This is a genomic window from Hippea jasoniae (assembly GCF_000744435.1).
GTDB classification, from domain to species: domain Bacteria; phylum Campylobacterota_A; class Desulfurellia; order Desulfurellales; family Hippeaceae; genus Hippea; species Hippea jasoniae.
The window spans coordinates 156,243-177,452 of record NZ_JQLX01000013.1 but is presented as its reverse complement, the minus strand read 5'-3'; the positions used below and the strand labels follow the sequence as shown (position 1 = coordinate 177,452).

Below are 21,210 nucleotides of genomic sequence, written 5' to 3'. Positions count from 1 at the left end.
AAATGAAAGTAAAATATCTATTTGCAGTGGTATTGATATTGGTCATTGGTTTGGCATTGATTAGCAATAGAACAAAGGCTTCTCAGTCTGAATACTACAAAATGAATGAGGCTTTATGTAATAAATATGTAAACCTATCTGAGGAAAAGTTTAATAATGATAAACTTTATGAAGCTTACACTTTTGCAAAAAAAGCTGTACAATCTAATCCGTGGTGCAAGAAGGCATGGGATAACTACAACCGCATTATTATTCAGATAACTAAAGGCCAAATCGATCTAATACCAGAACCCAAGGAAGAAAATATCCAGCTCAATCAAGAAGCACCTTCTGCAGGCGGTGGCGAAGAAGAAATTGAGGGATGCTAAGATAGATAGACGTAAGTTTCTGGAATCTGCTGCAGGCTGGCTATCAATCGCAGGAATAGCCAGTCTGTCTCTTCCTTTTTCAAAACTGCTTAAAAGCACTTCACACTCTTTTAATATCCAAGTTAAACTATCGACATTAAAAGAAGGGGTTAATTTTTTAAAGAAACCACCGCTTTTTATTATTAAAAATAAAAATCATATTGAAATTTACGATGCACACTGTACTCACATGGGATGTATATTGCAATTCAATGAAAATGATAAAATATTTGAGTGTCCCTGTCACGGCAGTAGGTTTACAGTTGCAGGCAAGGTTATCCATGGTCCTGCAACAAAACCCTTAAAAAAATTAAAATATTACATAAAAAATGATAACATCATTGTGGGATGAAAATTGACTACTTTATCTCTTACCTAACTATTGGATTAATATCCATCTCTTTCTTTAGTGGTTTTGCCTTACTCTTTTTTTACAACCCGATAACACCTCTTAAAAGTGTAGAAAATTTAACGCTGTTTTCTTTAGGAGGTTCTTTTTTTAGAAAACTGCATTACTTTTCATCAGAAGCATCTTTAATTCTTGTAATTACTCACATCGTTATTGAGAGTATCAAAAAAAATCCAAAGAAAAGCATAAATAAAAATCAATATATTGTAGCATCGTTTGCCCTTTTTATATTGATACTCCTTATGTTTACAGGTTTTGTTATAAAGGCAGACCTATCGGGTCAATCTGCAATGCTTGTTGCAGAAAACATTATAAAAAAAAGCTACTTAATAAATTTTCTTTTACCACTTTTCAAAGATCCACAAAATACAGTTTTTCGATTCTATATAATGCATATATCTATTTTGCCGGTTTTGTTTACATTTTTAGTATTAAAACACGCAAAAGCTGTTAGCCTAAAAAAAGAATTCTGCTCAATAGCTCTTGCTGCTTCACTAATTCTAACAGTTATTTTAAAACAACCAGAAGATATTATAAAAATAGAGCAGACAAAAGAGCTACTTAAAGGTCCATGGTTTTTTTATGGAGCAGAAAATATGCTTATGTTTAACTTTCCTGTTGATTTAGTGGTTGTTATAATATTATTCCCCTTTATTATCCTATCTTTATATCCTTTTTTGCAGAATAACAAAAAAATATTGAATTACACTCTACTTGCATGGGTACTCTTTTATGGTGCGATCAGTTTGGTTTAAGATAATTGTTATCGTATCTTCGATTTTCACCATCATATATACGGTCTATTATTTTAAAAAAGCAAAGCATATACCCCAATCCACACCAAATGAGGGTTGCGTTATTTGTCATAATGAAAGTGGTGGTGTAGGAAAATCCCATCCATTTAGCGTCTTTGGTTGTTATAGTTGTCATGATGGAAATCCTTACACGCTCGACAAAAACAAAGCTCATATTGGTATTATAAAAAATCCAGCAAGACTGGAGTATGCCAAAGAAAAATGCTCAAAATGCCATAACGATATTATAAAACGTATAAACAACTCTATTATGGCAACAAATAAGGGTATTATTGGTGTATTATCAGAAAAACTCGAAAATAAACAACTTTATCTTTCAATAGAAGAAATAAAAAATAACGATAACACAACCATAACCAAAGACTTATCCGTGAACTACTTTAGAAAAATGTGTGCAGCATGCCATATAAACCAAAAGCAGAATATCTTTAAAAATAAAACCAAAATTAGAGGTGGAGGCTGCATAGATTGCCATGGAGTTAAAGGCAAAAACCACACTCAATTTACCACAACAATACCATCTTCAAAATGTATAAAATGCCACAACCGATCCAACAGAATAGGTTTATCGTATTATGGGAAATTTCAATCAGCTGGGTATGGTACACCATACATACACGGCGAATTCTCACATAAGATACTCAATGAGAACAGATTCTATTTACAGCTGCATGCCGATATACACTACACAAAATACAAACTGGATTGCATAGATTGCCATACAGAATGGGGTTTAATGGGAGATGGACATGCATACAAAAGATACGAAAATCAGGTTATAATACAGTGCATAGATTGCCATAACCCTATTTTTGGAATCCCAAATAAGGATGCACAGCTTCTGGCATCTGAAAATGGCAGGGTTAAAATAAAAAAAGGCTGGCTAATAGCTTATACACACAAAAATTTTTATCCCATATACAACCTTCAAAAAAATCCTAAAAATAACGATATTATCTTTTTCAGAAAGCGTGACGGTAAGCCATACAAAATAACATTTAATAGAACAGCCCCCTATCATTCTCTTACAATCCACAAAAGACTTTCATGTCAAGCGTGCCATTCTGAGTGGTTACCCTCCTGCTTTGGGTGTCATGTGGCAAACTTTACAAATGTAAAACAATTTGACTGGCTGTTGCATAAACCCACAAAAGGTGCATTCAGAGAATTCTCATCATTCAATAGGTTTATGCCATTTGCTTTGGGTATTGATGAAAAAAAACAGGTAGCGCCCTTTGCTCCAGGATGCCAAACCTTCTTAACACAATACAATCAAGGTGTTAAACCATCTAAAAGAATTAAAAAACTGGTCTTTGCAAGCTGGGATCCACACACAACACAACTAAAAGCTCACTCATGTGAAAACTGCCATCTTAATCCTCAAACTCTCGGTCTTGGTGGTGGCTATCTTCACTTTACGCAAAAAGGCATAAAATTTGTACCTATATATAACTCAAAAAAATCTGGATTAAACATTCCGTTTTCCATTGATAGTTTTGTTGATATAAATGGCAATAGGCTACAGGATGTTTCTATCAAAGGGCAAAGACCTTTTAACAAGGAGGAATTAATGAGAATTTTAAAGGCTGGAAGCTGTATCGAATGTCATAACTCATATTACGATAAAATTTACATAAACTTTAAAAATTCTCTAATTAAATTTAACAAAAGAGAGACTCCATGCTCAAAATAGTAAAAACTGTTTTAATTTTATTCACACTTCTATTTATATATCCAACAACAAACCTCAACGCAAAAGACATAAGTTCATGCAATAAATGCCATACAGTAGAAAAAATAGATAATATTCACAAACTAACATGTATAGAATGTCATGTTTTAGAAGAAAATAGGAATAACATCTATTCACATAAACAGATAATTAAAAACCCTTCTGAACTAAAATATGCAAAAAAATTATGTATTAAATGCCATAAAAAAGATATAGAGAGATTGACAAACTCTATGCATTATACACTCTCATCTGTAATAAATATAACAAGGTTTGCTTGGGATAAACAAAAAAACCTTTTACCCACTTTTGCTGCAATAGAAACCTCCAGCCTGAAACAAATACCAGATCCAGCAACAATAAAACAACCTTCAGATTTGGTAGATATACTACTAAGGAGAAAATGTGCAAGATGCCATATTAATTCATCAGAGTTTCAAACTACGGGAACCTATAGATTATCAGGATGTGCTGCTTGTCATGCTGAGTATTCAAAAAATGGTCACTACTTAGGAAGTGATAGAGTGTTATACGGAAAAAAGGTATATTCTAAAACACACCGTCTCTTTAAACATCCAAAAATGAGCAGCTGTCTAAGTTGCCACAACAACGAATTTGTTGGAACAGATTATATTGGGCTGTTTCCGCAAGATTATCATAAAGATTTTAGATCCCCGATTATGCCAAACGGTTATTTTAAACCAAGAATTTATGGCATAGGGCAACACGCACTACAGTCTGATATCCATTTTAGATCAGGTATGACATGCGTAGATTGCCATAAAAAAGAAGGAGTGATGGGGGATTTTAAGCAACATACATTTGAAAACGAAGCCGTAAAAGTAAGTTGCGAAAGCTGCCATGGTGGCTACAAATCAAACCCAAAACTCTTAACAAAAGAAGGTCTATTTATAACTACAAAAGGAAAAAAATTAAAACCAAAACTTTTTGATAAAAATCTATATGCCCATAAATATCATCAGAGAGTAAAATGTTCAGCGTGTCATTCTTTATGGCAATCAGAACACTTTGGTATGAATTTATATTTTGATAAATCAAAACTACATTATGATATGTTTAAAAAACTCATAACGCAGGAAGATCCCTATGTAGAAATGTTTCTAAAAAGAGCATTAAAGAACCCATCGACGCCCCCAAAATCATACGACTATTTAGATAAAACCCTCAAAAAAGGTATTTGGTATCAAGGTTGGATAGCAAGAAGATGGATGCCCTTTATACTTATCGTTGATAACAACGGAAAATACTCAGTAGCCAGAGAAATATTTAACTATAAATTAACCTATGTAAATGAAAATGGAACTGTTGTGTTTGATAATAAAAGTACTGCTTCGATTGTAATGGGTTATTCTCCCCATACAATAGGTATTTACGGTAAAAGTTGTGAGGCATGCCACAACAATAAACTTCAATTAAATCCAGATTTTTATAAAGGAACCGTTGTAGAAGAATTCTTTAAAGGGATGGTTATAAATGGCAGAAAACTTACAAAAAAAGAGCTTGAAAAACTAACATCACCACTCTATAAAAAGGAAAGATCTAAGATTTTAATAAAAAACCTTTTTCAATAATAAAGTTGTGTATTCTTCAAGATATAGATTTCTAATAACTTTAAATCCGTGTTCTGTAAAAAATTTTTTAACTGCAAAATTATCCTCAACTATTACACCAGAAAGCAATAGATAGCCGTTGGGTTTTGAAAGTCTCACTATATCCTGACCCATTGAAAGAATAATATCGCCAAAGATATTGGCAGCTATGATATCAAATGACCTTTTTATTGAGCTTAACCTGTTGCTCACAAAACAGTGTAAATTATTCACATTATTCAGTCTGCCATTTTCTATGCATTCTTCAACAGCAAACCTGTGTATATCAAAACCTACAGCCTCCAAAGCCCCCAATTTTAATGCAGCAATGGATAAAATACCGCTGCCGATACCAACATCCAAAAAACTCTTGCCTTTTAAGTCTATTTCTTCCATTATTGCCATACAGCTTTTTGTTGTTTCATGAACCCCTGTGCCAAATGAATAGCCATCTGTAAGGGTAATTTTTATCCTGTCTGTGTCGTAGTTAGATGGAGCAACACAAAAATTTCTACCTATTTCTATTATCTTTTTTTCATCTTTTAATCTCCAGCTCACGCATTCCTCCCTTGAAAAATTTTACTAAAGCAATAGAATGGTTGAGATTATTTTAAGGTTTAAAAAGAAAAATGCAACAATGAAAACAGAAATAATTAACGATAAGATTATCACTGATGATGTTGAGTTAAAAAATAGAAGAATAGAGTTTAATCATTGTCGTTTTAATAGTCCAATTTCTTTAATAAACTCAGCTGTTACATTTAACAACTGCTTTTTTAAAAACTGTAAAACCACTGCAATCACGGCTGAAAACTCAGAAATTTATATAAACAACTGCATCTTCGATAACAATTTTAGTGATGAATTAATACTGCCTCAACTGCTTTTTCAAAACACAAAAACTTCAATTAAAAACTCAAGCATAAAAAATGGTTTAAACTTTTGTGGTATAGAGGCTGAAAGCTCAGAAATAGAAATAATAGAAACTTTGATTGAAAACAATTCCGGTTATGCCATACTGTGTGAATCTGTTGATTTTTTTATAAGAGACTCTTTTATTGTTAACAACGCTTCTGATAGTGAATTATTCAATAATATTTCTCTAACAGCATCAGAAGGCATAATACAAAATTCAACAATAAAAAACACTCACTCTTTTACCATTAATATGCAACTTGGCTCAAAAGTTGAAATTATCAACTGCACGATAAAAAACAATAAAAGAGGTATTTTTATAGACGGTGGATGCAGCTGCAAATTGGAAAACACCACTTTAACAGATAACATCGATGAGCATGATTTTGCACAGATTACCATCAATAATGCTAATGTTTTAATCAATAACTGCAGGATTGAAAATGGTTTTACAGGTATATACGCTTCAAAAACCGCCACAGTAGAGATAAAAAACTCGACAGTATCAAATAATTCAAAAGCCATACAGTCTTTTGAAAATTCCACATTCACAATAGAGGGGTGTAATTTCTTAAAAAATTCATTGTTTTTTGATAGTTCAAAATTAAGAATTTATAGTTCAAGTGTTGAAGGAAACATAAATATAACAGATTGCAATTATGTAAAACTCACAAATATAAGAATAAATGGCAAGATAAATAGTATAAATTCCGCTATCATGAGCGAAAATATAGAAAGGGTTTACTATGAAAACAGTTAGCTGCATATTAGCCGGTGGAAAAAGCAGTCGCTTTGGCAATGATAAGCGTTTTGCAACCCTCAACGGTAAAAAATTGATAGATTATGCACTTCAGGTAGCTTTTGAAATTTCCAATGATGTTTATATAAGTACAAGGCATAACGAAACATTTGAAGGCTACAAAATTATAAAAGATCAAAAGCCGTTTTTAGGTCCAGCATGTGGAATAGCCAATGTAATAAAAGAGGTTAGCGCTGATATTTATGTTTTTCTTGCTGCCGATATGCCGTTTGTCAAAAAAGAGCATATTTCAAGATTAATTGATGCAATCGATAAAAAACCTATAGCTGTATGTTACAAACAAAACAATAAACTTAAAACCCTGCCGATAGTAATATGTGATCCTGATAAAGAAATCTTAAAAATGGATTGCTCAAACAGAAGGATACTGGATTTGATAGAAAACATAGGCGTTAAAACAATTAAAACCGATAATGAAATGATTTTCTTTAATATCAACAACTACAGCGATTTAAAGGAAGCTGAAAAGATTCTTTTATACTCAAAAAAAATATAAAAGAAAACAGGTAAAACCACAAAAATAGACACATAGAATCCGTATTTAAACTGCTTTAGGACAACAAACAACAAAGACAAAACAAAAACAGATGATAAAATTTTGAGATTAACAATATCCTTAAAACCAAATCTACCAAATCTTTGATTTGCTTTAAAAAAAAGAAAGCCTGCATTTACAACTGCAGCAATAGTAGTTGATAAAGCAAGGCCTTTAAAACCAAGCAAAAAGCCTAAAGCAACAGAGGAAACTATAGCAACTACGGAAGAAAAAACAGAGGCTTTTAGAGGGGTTTTGGCATCCTTTATGGCATAGAAGCTGTTTGAAAGTATCTTGGATATACCAAAAAAAACAAAACCTGCAATAAAAATCTGAAGGGCTATGGATGTATTTATAGCATCAGAGTAAGAAAATCTGCCGTGCATAAAGATCAACTTTACAATATCAAATGAAAAAATAATCGTATAAATTGAAATAATAATACCGATTATAATTACAAATTCTAAAATCCGTTTTGTGACAACAAATAGCTTTTCTATCGATAGTCGTGATAAATCCGGAAGCGAAGCCTGTGCAACTGCAAGCAGAAATACGGCATAGGGAAACTGAAACAGCCTGTTTGCATAAAATATAAAAGAAAAACTACCAGCAGCCAAAAAGCTTGCCACAACAGTATCAACCATAGATGATATTTGATAGGCCGAGTTGCCAACAATTGACAAACCAAGCAGTTTGAAGATCTCTTTTAAAGGTTCATTGATAATGGGGCGTTTAAAGGGAATTTTAAGCGTTAAAAAATCAAAAAACGACAAGGAAAGCTGCAAAACCCCGCCAATCAGAACTCCAATAATAAGGGCATAAACAGGGTTTTTAAAAAAATTATACAGAAAAACAACGCTTGCAATTATGCTTAGATTGAGCAAAACAGGACAGAATGCTGGAATAGCAAACTTTTTGAAACTGTTTAGAATACCCATCAAAAGAACCGTTAAGCCGATAAAGAATAGATAAGGAAAAATCAGTCTAAAAAGATTCTCTATCATGTGAATGTGAGGATTTTGAAGGTAACCTGCTGCAAATAAAGCTATAAACAGTTTAGGAAACAGCTCGCCAATAATAACCACAAATAAAAGAATAACAGAAAAGTAAAACAGAAGGCTGTTAATGGTCTGATTTTTTTGCGTTTTATCAAGCTTACTTAAAACCGGCACAACAGAGGAGTTTAAAGCCCCTTCGCCTATAAATCTCCTGAATGAATTGGGAATCCTGAAAAGAATAAAGAAAATATCTGTATAGAAATTTGCACCAAAGTATGATGCTATAAAAAGATCCCTTATATACCCAAAAATCCTGCTTATAAAGGTAAAAAAAGCTATAATCTGAGCATTTTTAAACATCAGCTTTTCTGATAAGAACTACAAACTCGCCTTTAATCGAGCTTTTGTTTGCAATTATCTCTTCTACCTCATCAACAAAACCACTTATAAACTCTTCATGGATTTTGGTAATCTCCCTTGCCACAACAACATAACGCCTGCCTAAAGCTGACTTAATTGCATTTAGCGTTTTAAGGATTCTATGAGGCGACTCATAAAGCACAATCGTGGCATCACCATCATAACTTTTGAGCATCTTTTCTTTTTTAAGCTTACCCTTTGGTAGAAAACCCAGAAAAACAAACTTATCGGTAGGCAGGCCACTTACGCTAACAGCTGCAATCGCTGCATTTGCCCCAGGAACTGGAACCACATCGATATTTTCCTGCCTGCATCTATGAACGATTTTGTATCCTGGATCTGAAATTGTTGGAGTACCTGCATCGCTAATTAATGCAATATTAAGACCACTTTTTAAATCCTCAACAGCTTTTTCTATAATTTTTTCAACATTATAATCATCGTTATATTTGACTGTTTTTGTTTTAATTGCATAAGTCTCAAGCAGCCTTTTTGAATGGTGAGGTGATTCTGCAAGGATATAATCTACGCTTTTTAGCGTTTCAACAGCCCTGAAGGTGATATCTTTTAGATTGCCTATGGGTGTTGCAACAACAAACAGCTTGCCGCTCATAGGTTTTTAAAAAACTCCCTGATCTGGGGTATGTTATCACAGGGTTGTTTTTCGGGGCATCTACCCTTTATGCAGGCTGGTCCTGCTTTTTCAAATATCACAGGTGCTTTGCTTTTAGCAAGTTTTAACATCTCTATAGCAAGAGCTCTGATCTCCCATTGCGCCCTGACGCAACACCTCAAAGTAAAAAAATGCAAAAGCTCTCTTGCATTCATCGTAATAACGATATTTGATGATACAGCCTGCGGGATAACAAAACGCGCATCCTCCTTTTTTATGCCCATTGCTATCAGTTTCTCATAAACCTCAAGACTTTTTTCAACAACTTCGTTGAATAATTTTTTTGCCTCTTCATTATCATTAATAGAGGGCGGTATAACAAAACTCTCCTGCTTGATTTTTGTGTATCTATGGCTTTGCTGGGAGTAGCTTGCAAGTCTGTGTCTTACAAGCTGATGCGTGGCAACCCTGCTTATGCCCTCAACAAGAAATGTAAAACTCACATGCTCTATAACCGACAGATGACCAGAGCCAATCACCTGTCTTAAGATTCTTTTTATTTCATCATCGTTTAGCTTTCTTGGTGGTGTTGATGAATAGCAATTGCGGGCAGAAATCGCCGCTGTCATGTCTGGGTCTTGAGTAAAATTAAGCAAACTCACTTTCATAAAGCTCTCTCCATCTTCTTGTGTTTTCTATTGCCTCCTTTGCCTGAAGAAGCCTCTTTTGTCTTTTATTTTTCATCTTTCCAATATCTATGAATCCAAAGTTTTCACCAATCGGCTGAAGTTTTTCCTCTTTTGATGTGATATACCTTATCAAACCGCCAAACATCGTATTTTCAGGTGGCTTAAGCATTCTATCTTTCTTAATAAGCAAGGCTACATTCATACCTACATAAATCCCTGTAACAGCAGAGGCCATATAACCCTCAACCCCGCTTAATTGACCTGCAAAAAAAATATTATCCATCTTTTTTGATTGCAGAAAAACATTTAAAACGCGCGGGGCATCTAAATAGGTATTCCTGTGAAGGCTGCCTAATTTTGCAAACTCTGCATTCCTCAACGCTGGTATAAGTCTAAAAACCTTTTTTTGTTCAGGATATGTAAGCTTTGTTTGAAAACCAACAATCGATAAAAGACTCCCCTGTTTATTCTCTTTTCTTAACTGTACAACGGCAAATGGTTGCCTACCTTTGTATTTTAAACCAACAGGTTTTAGTGGTCCAAAAAGTAGTGTTTGTTTACCACGGCTTGCAATCTCCTCTATGGGAAGGCATGCCTCATAATAGTTTTTTTCAAACTCTTTAAATTCAATCTTTTCTGCCTCAATTAAAGCGTTATAAAAAACATCGTATTCCTTTTCATTCAATATACAGTTAAAATAATCCTTATCATCACTGTATCTTGAACCCCAGAAACCCTTTGAAAAATCAACGCTATCGGCATATACAATCGGCGCAATAGCATCATAAAAATATAAAAACTCACCATCAAGGATATTGTGCCTTATCCATTCGACCAATCTATTATGACACAGCGGCCCGCAGGCTACAATCCAGATATGGTTATTATCCAATTTCTCTACAATTTCCCTTTTTAGCTTTATATTTTTGTTTTCAAGCACCCATTGCGTAACAAGTTTTGAAAATTGCACTCTATCAACGGCTAAAGCATTGCCCGCCTCCACTTCTGCTTTGTGCGCAGCCTTTAACAAAATAGAGTCTAATATTTCCATCTCCTTTTTTAATACACCACTTGCCGTTGTAAGCTTTTTGCTACCAAAGGAGTTTGAGCAAACAATTTCAGCTAAATACTCACTTTTGTGAACATCACTAAAAAATTCTGGCTTCATTTCAAAAAGATTAACTGCTACACCCCTATTTGCTAAAGCAAAGGCGGCCTCAACACCTGCAAGGCCGCCACCAACGATATTTACTTCCATAAACAACCTATCTATCTTTTGGACTGAATATTAGAATCGTTTCGTTTTTATCGTTTGTTATAAGGTATCTTTCTGTAGCTTTATGTTTGATGTAGTTTGGATCCTGTTTGGCTAAATTGATCTGCCTTTTGATATGTTCTATATTTTTCTTTAGCATCGAGATCCTGCTATCCAAGATAGAGCTTTCGGCTTTTAGTTTTTCAATCTGTTTATGCCTCAAATATATACCTTTGGCTGTCAAACCCGCAAAAACAATAACAAATATGGCAATAATTATATTGAACAGCTTACCAGCCTGGATATTCTCCATAAGGGAACATCTCATCCTCTATCTCAATAAGCCTGTTGTATTTAGCAATCCTTTCGCCTCTTGAGACAGAGCCGGTTTTAATCCAGCCGCTGTTTGTTGCAACGGCAAGATCAGCTATAAATGTATCCATTGTCTCCCCCGATCTGTGGGAAATTACAAAGTTGTAAGCTGCATCCTCTGCAAGTCTGATCGCATCAAGCGTTTCGGTTAGTGTGCCGATCTGATTCAACTTGATCAGCACCGCATTAGCAATAGCATTTTCTATTCCTTTATTAATCAACTCTGTATTGGTTACAAAAATATCATCTCCAACAAGCATCACATAATCGCCAACCTCTTCGGTGAGCTTCGCCCAACCATCCCAGTCGTTTTCTGCAAGTCCATCCTCTATTGATATAATCGGATATTTTTCTAACAGCTTTTTATATAGCTCGATCATATCATCGCTTGAAAGTTTTTCATTGCCAATCTTATAATAATTATCGCTATAAAACTCACTTGCAGCCGGATCAAGCGATAAAGCAATATCATCCATGGGTTTGTAGCCTGCCTTTTCTATAGCCTGCAAAATCAATTCTATGGCTTCCTCATTACTTGAAAGATTCGGGGCAAAACCACCCTCATCACCAACGCCTGTAAACAAACCCTTTTCTTTTAAAATCCCTTTGAGTGCCCAGAATGTATCTGATGCCATTCTCATAGCATCCTTGAAGCTTTCTGCACCAATCGGTGTTATCATAAACTCCTGAAAATCTACATTGTTATCCGCATGTTTTCCGCCGTTTAAGATGTTGAGCATCGGTATGGGTAAAAGATTTGCATGAAGACCGCCCAAATACCTGTATAAAGGAACCTTCAGCTCACTTGCTGCAGCCCTTGCAACTGCCATAGAAACAGCCAGAATAGCATTTGCACCTAAGTTGGCTTTGTTTTCTGTGCCATCAAGCTCAATCATTGTATTATCTATTTCTGCCTGCTCAAACACATCGATGCCGATAATCTCATCAGCTATCTTCTCGTTGATATTTGAAACAGCTGTTAAAACACCTTTCCCCCTGTATCTATCGCCATTATCCCTAAGCTCTATAGCCTCATTATCGCCCGTTGATGCACCACTTGGCACCTCAGCCACACCAACCACATCGTTTTCTGTTTTAACAGTACATCTAATTGTTGGATTGCCCCTTGAATCTAAAATCTCAAGCGCATAAACATCTACTATAACTCCCATTTTTACACCTCCATCTATTTAGGGAACAAAAACAGACTCAACAAAATCTCTTGCATTAAAGGCTTTTAAATCATCCATACCTTCACCTATACCGATATATCTAATCGGTATCTTAAACTCTTCACTTATTGCCACAATAATGCCACCTTTGGCAGTGCCGTCCATCTTTGTAAGAACAATACCTGTTATACCTAAAGCCCTGTTAAACTCACGTGCTTGATTTATCGCATTCTGGCCGATTGTAGCATCTAAAACCAGTAAAACCTCATGTGGTGCCTCGCTGTAGGCCTTTGTGATCGCCTTTTTTATTTTAATCACCTCATTCATCAGGTTTTTTTGCGTATGAAGCCTGCCTGCTGTATCAACAAAGATCACATCGTAATTTTTTGCAACTCCACTTGTAACGCCGTCAAATGCAACCGCAGCAGGGTCTGCACCCTCCTGTTGTTTCACAATATCAGCTGAAACCCTTTTAGCCCACACCTCAAGCTGATCTATCGCTGCAGCTCTAAAGGTATCTGCAGCAACAAGCAAAACCTTTTTACCTCTGTCTGTCTGAAAGTTTGCAAGCTTGCCAATTGTTGTTGTTTTACCTGAGCCGTTAATACCTACAACCATCACTACAAACTTTGACTTTCTTATCTCAAGCGGTTTTTCAACCTGCTTTAAGATATCTAAAATTACCTCTCTTATCTTTAACTCTACATCACGCCTTGTCTTTATATCACCTTTGTCAATCCCTTCCTCTATTGCCTCCATTACTTTCATTGTTGTTTTAACACCAAAATCTGCCTCTATCAAAAGCTCTTCAATAAAGTCCAAATATTCATCGGTTATCGGCTCATCCTTTTTTGATTCCTCATGAATCTTTTCTGTAAAGCCCCTTTTCGTTTTAAACAGTTTTTCAGAAATACTCTTCAAAAAACCCATAACCTAATCCCTTTTGTTTAGAAATTTCTCCATCATCCTTTGGCGTTTTCCAAACATCCACGATTCCTTAAACAGCTCTCTTTCAAGCTGCATGGCACTATCCCTGTTTAGATGAGCAGATTCCTTTGATAGCTTTTTTATGTAACGGATAAGTCGCACATCATCATCCTTAAGTCCATAACAAAATTCCATTGCTTTCTCAAACAAAATACTTTTATCGTAAATCTCATTAACAAGCCCTATATCCTTTGCCTCTTTTGCATCTATCTTTTTAGCATAAAGCAACAGCTCCAGAGCCTTTGAATACCCAACAAGTCTCACAAGCCTGTATGTTCCACCCCATCCAGTGGTTACGCCCATTGCCTTTTCTTTAAACTGAATAAATATATCGCTTCGGGCAAATCGTATATCAAATGCAAGTATAATCTCTGCCCCTCCGCCGACAGCAGAGCCGTTTACAACACAGATCGTAGGATATGGCAAATCCTCAAAGTCGCTTAAAATATTATGCATCCTCAAAGCCATGCTGTATGCATCCTCTTTTGATTTAAGCGTTATAAAATATGAGATGTCGCCTCCGGCTGAAAATACATTCTCACCTGCAGACTTAACAATGAGAGCTTTTATCTCTTCTTTTTTTGCATAACGCAAAAACTCCTCAAGCTGATCCATATACTCTTTGCTGATAGCGTTGTGCTTATCTGCCCTGTTTAGCGTTAAAATTCCTATATCTTTGTCCTTCTCATAAAGCAAAAACTCAGAATTCATAAGGCTGCCTGTAGATTTTCTTCTGCGTGATAATTGCAGATATCAAATAAGATGGCGTTATATCAAAGCCGTAGTGTAGAGCATGGGCATCCCCAGGGGCAATTCTACATTTGCCACAATTCAACACCTCATCCTCACTTCTTTGCTCTATAACTATTTCACTGCCATCTTTTATATCTCTATCGATTGTTGACTCAGGTGCTGCAACAACAAAATCCACATTGTTTTGCTTTGCAGCTAAAGCCACCATGTAGGTGCCAATCTTGTTTGCTACATCACCGTTTGCCGCAATCCTGTCTGCACCTACCACGACACCATCCACCATACCCTTTGCAATAAGCAATCCGGCGGTATTATCAGTTATAATTTTGTAAGGAATACCCTCGTTGGATAGCTCAAAAGCCGTCAGTCTTGCACCCTGTAGATAAGGCCTTGTTTCATCCACATAAACCATCTTCAAACTGCCCTTTTTAAAAAGCATCTTTATGATACCCAGCGCCGTGCCGATGCCGCCTGTGGCAAGTGAGCCTGTATTGCAATGGGTTAAAATCGTTTCTTTATCTTTAAAAAACTCAACACCGTTTGATGCTATTGCAAGGTCTTCTTCTTTCTGAGACTCCCACAATCCAAATGCTACAGCTCTGAGTTTCTTTTTAAGTTTCTCAGAAGGCAGTATATCGATTTTTTCATTTAATGTTTTTTCCATTATATCAAGTGCATAAAACAGATTTACAGCTGTAGGTCTGCTCCGGGAGAGTTTTTCTTTTGCCTTTCTTGCCCTGATTTTGATTTCTTTTTTGCTGCCGGCATCCCTGATAGCTACATAATAACCAAATGCAGCTACAATACCAATTAGAGGTGCACCCCTTACAACCATCTCCCTTATTGCATAAACAAAATCATCTAAATCAACAGCTTTTAAATACTCTTTTTTCTGCGGGAGTATTCTCTGGTCAAGCAGCAAAATATCATCTGAATCTTTAACAATTATAGGACTATAACCATCCATGCTCTTCATACCACAAAGCAGTCTTTCTTAAACCATCGTCATGGTAGATCTCTGGTAGAAAATTAGTATCCCTGTAGAGTTTTGTATTATCACACAGCCATTTTGTGGCCTTTAACTCCCTTAGCTTGTCCTTTGTTAGAGGTGAACCTTCATGCGATAATACTCTTAATAAAGGTATAACGATTTCTGGTATTTTAATGATTCTACCCTTTTTTGAAAATACCTCAAACAGCTTTTTAGCCAGCTGCTCCATAGTAAGATCACCGCCAGATATATAATAAACCTTTGCGCTCTGCCTATTTACATAAAGCAGTTTTTCTATAGCTTTAACAACATCAAAAACATGCACAAGACTATAGACTCTTTCTAAAACCGGGAAAAACCCTGTTTTTGCAATTCTAAAGACATCCAGCATACCTCTATCATACGGTCCATAGATAATTGGTGGTCTTAAAATCTTCAGATTTGAGTCAAAATGTAACTTTAAAAACTCAAGCTCCCCTAACCGTTTTGAGTTTCCGTAATGGGAGACGGGATAGCCTCTCTCATCAGGCCCTCTTGCTGCAAGGCTTGAAAGATAAACAATGTTCCTAATCCCCTTTTGTTTTGCAAATAATGCAATATTTTTACATCCATCAACATTTGTTTGATAAAGCTTTTGTAGGTTATCGGCTTTGATTCTGCCTGCTATATGAATGATAGCATCAAAATTCTCACTAATATCAGCCTTAAAGTCTACAACATCACCTTTTATAAACCTGACATTGCTTAAACCTTCAAAGAGCCTGGCTTTATCTATATTCCTAACCAACAAAAAAAGCTCATGATTTTTTGACAACTCAAAAACCGTATTTATACCAACAAATCCCGTGGCTCCGGTTATAAAAATCCTCATGCAGCCTCTTCTTCCATCGTCGTTTTTAAAATTTCAAATTTCTGATAGATTTCATCAATTAGTGATGCTATATCGCTTATATTAAAGTCTATTGTCTTGGATGCGGGCAACTCAAACACAACACCAAAATCCTCTATTTTTGCCCTGCCAATACCTAAAAAACGATTAACTATAAAATCGGAAACATTAACTAAAGCTGCTTTTTTTAAGAAATCCGATGCCTTTTTGATGGTAAAATTTAGATGGTGAAATGCAACAGCATCTATAATCTCCTGATCAAAATTCCACTCCTCCAAAAGATATCCACCTACATCGGCGTGATTATAACCAAACTGCTTCTCCTCAAGTAAATGCATATCTACATCGTTTTCTATAGCTTCCTTCAACAGCTCTTTATAACCCACTGTTTCATTCTTTTTAAACACTATCTTACCAATATCGTGCAGAAGACCTGCAATGTAGGCTATACCATCCTCTGTTATATTGACTTTTGCATTGATCACAGATGATGCAACAGCCACAGCAAGCGAATGCTCCCACAACAGCCTATCGTATTCATCGCTAACCTTAAATGCATTCTTGGCACTGATCATAATAACGATCTTTTTTATCTCCTCAAAACCGATAATCGTTATGGCATCAGATAAAGTCTTTACCTTACCGGGAAAGTTGTAATACGCAGAGTTTGCAATTTTTAAAATATAAGCTGCTAAAACAGGATCCAATGAAACAACCTTAGCAAGATGGTATGCACTTAAATCATCGTTTTCAAACAACCTTAAAATCCGCATTGCAATTTGCGGAAAACTAAGCTTTTCCTTTGTATCATCAACAAGCTGCTTAATAGATATCTTCATTTTCACCTACCATACAAGCTTTTCTATAGTTTGAACAACTTCTTCCTTTTCTTTGTTGCCATCAACAACAAAATCAGCCTTATGATAACACTTAATCCTTTCATTGAAAAGTCTTTTTGCCTCTGAAAGATTGCTAAATAACGGCCTTCTGTTAGAATCACCAACTCGTTTTACTATTCTATCAAAATCCACATTAACATATATAACAAAACCTATTTTTTTTAACTTCTCCATATTGTTAAAAAAACACGGCATGCCACCACCTGTTGCTATGACGCAATTATTACAGAACAATAGATAACGATCGATAATCTGTCTTTCTAAATCTCTAAAATAATCTTCTCCTTTAATTTTGAAGATTTCTTTAATTGTTAGTCCTGTTTCTTTTTCTATGAGTTTATCTGTGTCAACAAAACGCAGGTTTTTCTTTTTGGCAAGTATGCGTGCGATTGTTGTTTTGCCGGCTCCCATAAAACCCACAAGCACAACATTCATCTATTTTTCAAACTTTCTTTATAATCAATAAAAGCTTTTTTCAAAGCCTCAAAGTCGTCATTACCAAATTTTTCAAGCACAGCGTTAAATAGCTCTATTGCAACAGCGCTTTTTGCAACAATACTTAATGCAGGAGTAGCACAAACATCGCTACGCTCAAATGCTGCGATATTTTTGGCCTTTGTTAAAACATCAACAGATCTCAAACCCTTTATGAGTGTTGGAATCGGTTTCATATACGCTTTTACGATAATATCCTCACCGTTTGACATACCACCCTCAATGCCACCAGCCCTGTTTGATAGCCGTTTGTATTGACCATTTTCATAAATAATTTCATCGTGCACTTCGCTACCTGTTAGAAATGCGTTTTTAATACCATCACCTATCTCAACGGCTTTGACTGCCTGAATACTCATTAAAGCCATGGCAAGTCTGCCATCAAGCCTTCTGTCGTAAAACACATAACTACCAAGACCTGGCGGCACATCTTTTGCCACGACCACAACAACACCGCCCAATGTATCACCCTTCAGCTTTGTTTTCTCTATTTCTGCTATCATTTCAAATGTCGCAGACTCATCAGGGCAAAAAACCGGTGACTTTAAGGTCTTCTTTTCTATTTCGTTGTCGTAATAATCTATATTTGCCTTAATTTTTCCTATAGATTCAACAAAACCAACCAGCTTAATACCAAGTTTTTCTAAAGCCTGCTCACACAAACTACCCACAGCTACCCTTATGGCTGTATTGCGGGCGCTTGAGCGCTCAAGCACATTTCTCATATCATCAAAGTTGTATTTCAGATATCCTGCAAGGTCTGCATGACCCGGGCGTGGCTTTGTTACTCTTTTCTTATAGCTTTTTTCCCCAAAGGCCGCCATAATGTTTTGCCAGTTTTCATAATCTTTATTGGGAATCAGCATCGTTATTGGGCTAGCTAGTGTTTTTGAAAATCTAACGCCGCTTAAAATCTCAACCCTGTCACGCTCTATTTTCTGCCTGCCGCCCCTTCCGTAGCCTGATTGTCTTAGAAGCAAATTCTTATTAATAAAATCCAAATCTACCTCAAAATTCGCTGGAAAACCTTCAATAATAGCAACAAGGGCTTTTCCGTGTGATTCACCGCCATCAAGAAATCTCAACATTACTCCTGATTCTCCGCTTTAATCATCTCATTAATTTTCTTTAGCTTCCTATCCACAAGATAATGAAAACTATCCTTTTCAAAGCCTTTTTTAAGCAGTTTACCTGCTTTTATATCTGTAAAAATCTCTATAGCATCATCTATCGTATCGATTGCATAGAGATGAAAAATACCCTTTTTAACAGCATCTTCAACTTCATCGTTTAAGACAAGATTGTTCAAATTTTTAGAGGGTAATACCACGCCACTGCCCTCAAGATTACCCGTAAGTTTGCAAACATCAAAAAAACCCTCTATCTTTTCATTCAAGCCACCTATAGGCTGCACAACTCCGTTTTGATTAATTGAACCGGTTACAGCCAAATTCTGCTTAAGACCCACACCTGCAAGCGAAGATAGAATAGCCAACACCTCAGCAACCGATGCAGAATCCCCCTCAATCATAGAATACGATTGCTCAAACGAAAGCGAAGCTGAAAAACTCAATGTTTTATTATAACCGTAGGTTGAATTTATATAACCTGCAATAATATGTGATGCCTTATCGAATATCCTGCCTGAAAGCTTACTCTCCCGTTCAATATTTACTATACCATCCTTTCCGATATATGTTCTTGCCACTATTTTATTGGGTCTACCAAAAGAAAAATCTCCAAATTGAATAACGGATAATCCATTTATCTCACCGATTTTTTTACCTTTCAGGTCAATAATAATCTGACCATCCTCAATCATTTCAAAAAGCTTTTCTTTTATTAAATCCCTTAAGAATTTTTTCTCATCAATTGCAAGTTTTATGTCACTGTAGCTTAATTTATCGCTCTTTGCTATAACCTGCGCTTCTTTAACTATATCAAAAACATCATCCATGTAAGCCCACAGTTTTTTTCTATCATCAGCAAGTCTACATGAGTATTTAAGTAAAGCCTCATAACCACTTATATCCGGTTTTTTTAGCTGCTTTTTTTCGCAATATTCGTTGATCTTTGCAATATACTTGGCAGTTATGGATTCCTTTTTTGGTATAGCATAATCAAAATCCGTTTTTATTTTAAATAGCTTTTTAAAATCGTTATCATACTCATACAACAACTCATATAAAAATGCATCGCCAATTATTACAACCTTTAAGTCAAGTTCAACTGGTTGAGGCTTTAGTGTTTCTGATGCGATAATTCCGTATTTTTCGGCAAACTCTTCTATGATACTCTTTCTTGATAACAATGATTTTTTAAGCGTATCCCACACACCGGGGTTTATTAAAAGATTTATTGCATCAACAACTAAATATCCGCCGTTGGCTTTGTGAATGGAGCCTGCAATAATATGCGTAAAATCTGTTATAAAAGCACCGAAATAGGCCTGCTTTTCTAACTTGCCAAACAGATTATAATAAGTGGGGTTTTCATCGTAGATAACAGGTGTATTATTCGTCTGGGAGTTATCAACAAACAGATTTACCCTGTATTCGGTGTATCTATTGGGAACCTGAAAAAAGGGAAACCCCTGATTTTTTTGCGGCAGAAATATTGCTATATTTTTAAGCGTATAATCCTCAACATCATCAAGATAGTCTGAAACATCGTTATTATAAGAAAATCTTTTTTTTATTTCATCTATCTTTGGTGAAACAATAAACAGACTCATCTCATCGTTGATTTTTTTGAGTTTATCCTGTTTTTCTTTATCAAGCTGCCTTGTTTTATCCAAAAATTCCTCAATATGCTTTTCAAGCTCCTTGCGTCTGTTTTCAATCTCCTTTTTCATCTCATCAGAAAGATTTGCAAAATCCCTTTCAGTTATAACCCTTCCTGCCACAACGGGGTTTATCACAACGCCCATTTGGGAAAACTTAACAACAAACTCAAGCTCATTGGCTTTTTTTTGCAATTCGTCGTAGAGTTTTTTGTATTGCTCGTCGTAGTGTTTTACAACATTCTGGATGCGTTCCTCATACTCCTTACTTTCAAAAACATTGGGAACACTTTTTACAAGATAATCTACTAAATCATCCATTAATTGTTTAAATTCTTTTCCATCGCCAGGCTTTAATTTGATTATCTTTGGCTGTTTGGGGTTTTTAAAATTATTTACATAGCAATAATCCCACAGTTTATCACCATCTTTTGATAGATTTTTCAGGATATTTACGATGGTAAATTTATCATCCCTGCTTAAATCACCACTGATAAACAGATTGTGGTCATAACTTGACACCTCAGTAAGCTTCTTTAAAGCAAGCTCAATCCTCTTTTGGAAAATCAAAGAATCTTCACTTTCTATCGATTCTTCTTTGATGTCAAATGTCAATTTAATATCGTTATAATTAAGTTTATTTATAGCCATG

22 protein-coding genes are annotated in these 21,210 nt (G+C 35.5%); 7 read left to right on the top strand and 15 right to left on the bottom strand.

What is annotated here, in order from left to right; translation table 11 throughout:
• Positions 1-2 precede the first annotated feature (2 nt).
• From EK17_RS05770 to EK17_RS05750, 5 genes are read left to right on the top strand one after another with little or no spacing between them, the layout of a single operon-like run.
• On the top strand, positions 3-368 hold the full coding sequence (locus EK17_RS05770) for a hypothetical protein (RefSeq protein WP_035588452.1): 366 nt from the start codon (positions 3-5) through the stop codon (positions 366-368).
• Positions 355-759, top strand: coding sequence for a QcrA and Rieske domain-containing protein (locus EK17_RS05765; protein WP_035588450.1), 405 nt, complete (start codon positions 355-357; stop codon positions 757-759). Before EK17_RS05770 ends, EK17_RS05765 begins: the two co-directional genes overlap by 14 nt.
• Positions 756-1,571 (top strand): cytochrome b N-terminal domain-containing protein, encoded by an 816-nt coding sequence (locus EK17_RS05760; RefSeq protein WP_035588449.1) that lies wholly within the window; start codon positions 756-758, stop codon positions 1,569-1,571. Before EK17_RS05765 ends, EK17_RS05760 begins: the two co-directional genes overlap by 4 nt.
• Positions 1,549-3,324 (top strand): hypothetical protein, encoded by a 1,776-nt coding sequence (locus EK17_RS05755; protein ID WP_035588447.1) that lies wholly within the window; start codon positions 1,549-1,551, stop codon positions 3,322-3,324. Before EK17_RS05760 ends, EK17_RS05755 begins: the two co-directional genes overlap by 23 nt.
• Positions 3,312-4,955: a cytochrome c3 family protein gene (locus tag EK17_RS05750; protein WP_035588445.1), complete on the top strand. Its 1,644-nt coding sequence runs from the start codon at positions 3,312-3,314 to the stop codon at positions 4,953-4,955. The genes EK17_RS05755 and EK17_RS05750 overlap by 13 nt, the downstream gene beginning before the upstream one ends.
• Here the strand turns inward: EK17_RS05750 and EK17_RS05745 are convergent.
• On the bottom strand, positions 4,932-5,531 hold the full coding sequence (locus EK17_RS05745; RefSeq protein WP_051904466.1) for a 50S ribosomal protein L11 methyltransferase: 600 nt from the start codon (positions 5,529-5,531) through the stop codon (positions 4,932-4,934). The genes EK17_RS05750 and EK17_RS05745 overlap by 24 nt on opposite strands.
• Positions 5,532-5,568: 37 nt before the next feature.
• Here EK17_RS05745 and EK17_RS05740 point away from each other — a divergent pair, with 37 nt between their 5' ends.
• Both EK17_RS05740 and mobA read left to right on the top strand, forming a co-directional pair.
• Positions 5,569-6,648 carry a right-handed parallel beta-helix repeat-containing protein gene (locus tag EK17_RS05740; protein ID WP_035588443.1) on the top strand — a complete coding sequence of 360 codons (1,080 nt, stop codon included), beginning with the start codon at positions 5,569-5,571 and terminating at the stop codon, positions 6,646-6,648.
• Positions 6,635-7,204 carry a molybdenum cofactor guanylyltransferase gene (mobA, locus tag EK17_RS05735; RefSeq protein ID WP_035588441.1) on the top strand — a complete coding sequence of 190 codons (570 nt, stop codon included), beginning with the start codon at positions 6,635-6,637 and terminating at the stop codon, positions 7,202-7,204. The genes EK17_RS05740 and mobA overlap by 14 nt, the downstream gene beginning before the upstream one ends.
• Here mobA and murJ read toward each other — a convergent pair.
• Genes murJ through EK17_RS05665 form a run of 14 tightly spaced genes read right to left on the bottom strand, consistent with a single transcriptional unit; the run spans position 7,150 to position 21,209 of the window.
• Positions 7,150-8,601: a murein biosynthesis integral membrane protein MurJ gene (murJ, locus tag EK17_RS05730; RefSeq protein WP_035588438.1), complete on the bottom strand. Its 1,452-nt coding sequence runs from the start codon at positions 8,599-8,601 to the stop codon at positions 7,150-7,152. The genes mobA and murJ overlap by 55 nt on opposite strands.
• On the bottom strand, positions 8,594-9,274 hold the full coding sequence (gene rsmI, locus EK17_RS05725; RefSeq protein ID WP_051904465.1) for a 16S rRNA (cytidine(1402)-2'-O)-methyltransferase: 681 nt from the start codon (positions 9,272-9,274) through the stop codon (positions 8,594-8,596). Before rsmI ends, murJ begins: the two co-directional genes overlap by 8 nt.
• Entirely contained in the window at positions 9,271-9,942 is a 672-nt protein-coding gene (gene thyX, locus EK17_RS05720; RefSeq protein ID WP_035588436.1) for an FAD-dependent thymidylate synthase, read from the bottom strand. The genes rsmI and thyX overlap by 4 nt, the downstream gene beginning before the upstream one ends.
• Positions 9,923-11,221, bottom strand: a complete 1,299-nt coding sequence (gene trmFO / locus EK17_RS05715) for a methylenetetrahydrofolate--tRNA-(uracil(54)-C(5))-methyltransferase (FADH(2)-oxidizing) TrmFO (RefSeq protein WP_035588434.1) — start codon at positions 11,219-11,221, stop codon at positions 9,923-9,925. The genes thyX and trmFO overlap by 20 nt, the downstream gene beginning before the upstream one ends.
• Positions 11,222-11,228: 7 nt before the next feature.
• Positions 11,229-11,531 (bottom strand): hypothetical protein, encoded by a 303-nt coding sequence (locus tag EK17_RS05710; RefSeq protein ID WP_035588431.1) that lies wholly within the window; start codon positions 11,529-11,531, stop codon positions 11,229-11,231.
• Complete coding sequence (gene eno / locus EK17_RS05705; protein WP_035588429.1) at positions 11,509-12,762, bottom strand: phosphopyruvate hydratase; 1,254 nt, start codon at positions 12,760-12,762, stop codon at positions 11,509-11,511. The genes EK17_RS05710 and eno overlap by 23 nt, the downstream gene beginning before the upstream one ends.
• Positions 12,763-12,780: 18 nt before the next feature.
• Complete coding sequence (gene ftsY, locus EK17_RS05700) at positions 12,781-13,692, bottom strand: signal recognition particle-docking protein FtsY (protein ID WP_035588426.1); 912 nt, start codon at positions 13,690-13,692, stop codon at positions 12,781-12,783.
• A gap of 3 nt (positions 13,693-13,695) precedes the next feature.
• Positions 13,696-14,460 carry an enoyl-CoA hydratase/isomerase family protein gene (locus tag EK17_RS05695; RefSeq protein WP_051904464.1) on the bottom strand — a complete coding sequence of 255 codons (765 nt, stop codon included), beginning with the start codon at positions 14,458-14,460 and terminating at the stop codon, positions 13,696-13,698.
• Positions 14,450-15,478, bottom strand: a complete 1,029-nt coding sequence (gene mtnA / locus EK17_RS05690) for an S-methyl-5-thioribose-1-phosphate isomerase (RefSeq protein WP_084675096.1) — start codon at positions 15,476-15,478, stop codon at positions 14,450-14,452. The genes EK17_RS05695 and mtnA overlap by 11 nt, the downstream gene beginning before the upstream one ends.
• Positions 15,456-16,364: an NAD-dependent epimerase/dehydratase family protein gene (locus EK17_RS09050; protein ID WP_051904462.1), complete on the bottom strand. Its 909-nt coding sequence runs from the start codon at positions 16,362-16,364 to the stop codon at positions 15,456-15,458. The genes mtnA and EK17_RS09050 overlap by 23 nt, the downstream gene beginning before the upstream one ends.
• Positions 16,361-17,221 (bottom strand): HDOD domain-containing protein, encoded by an 861-nt coding sequence (locus tag EK17_RS05680; protein WP_035588423.1) that lies wholly within the window; start codon positions 17,219-17,221, stop codon positions 16,361-16,363. Before EK17_RS05680 ends, EK17_RS09050 begins: the two co-directional genes overlap by 4 nt.
• A gap of 6 nt (positions 17,222-17,227) precedes the next feature.
• Entirely contained in the window at positions 17,228-17,716 is a 489-nt protein-coding gene (locus tag EK17_RS05675) for a shikimate kinase (protein WP_035588420.1), read from the bottom strand.
• On the bottom strand, positions 17,713-18,864 hold the full coding sequence (aroC, locus tag EK17_RS05670; RefSeq protein ID WP_035588417.1) for a chorismate synthase: 1,152 nt from the start codon (positions 18,862-18,864) through the stop codon (positions 17,713-17,715). Before aroC ends, EK17_RS05675 begins: the two co-directional genes overlap by 4 nt.
• Positions 18,864-21,209 carry a Lon protease family protein gene (locus EK17_RS05665; RefSeq protein WP_051904461.1) on the bottom strand — a complete coding sequence of 782 codons (2,346 nt, stop codon included), beginning with the start codon at positions 21,207-21,209 and terminating at the stop codon, positions 18,864-18,866. Before EK17_RS05665 ends, aroC begins: the two co-directional genes overlap by 1 nt.
• Position 21,210: the final 1 nt, after the last annotated feature.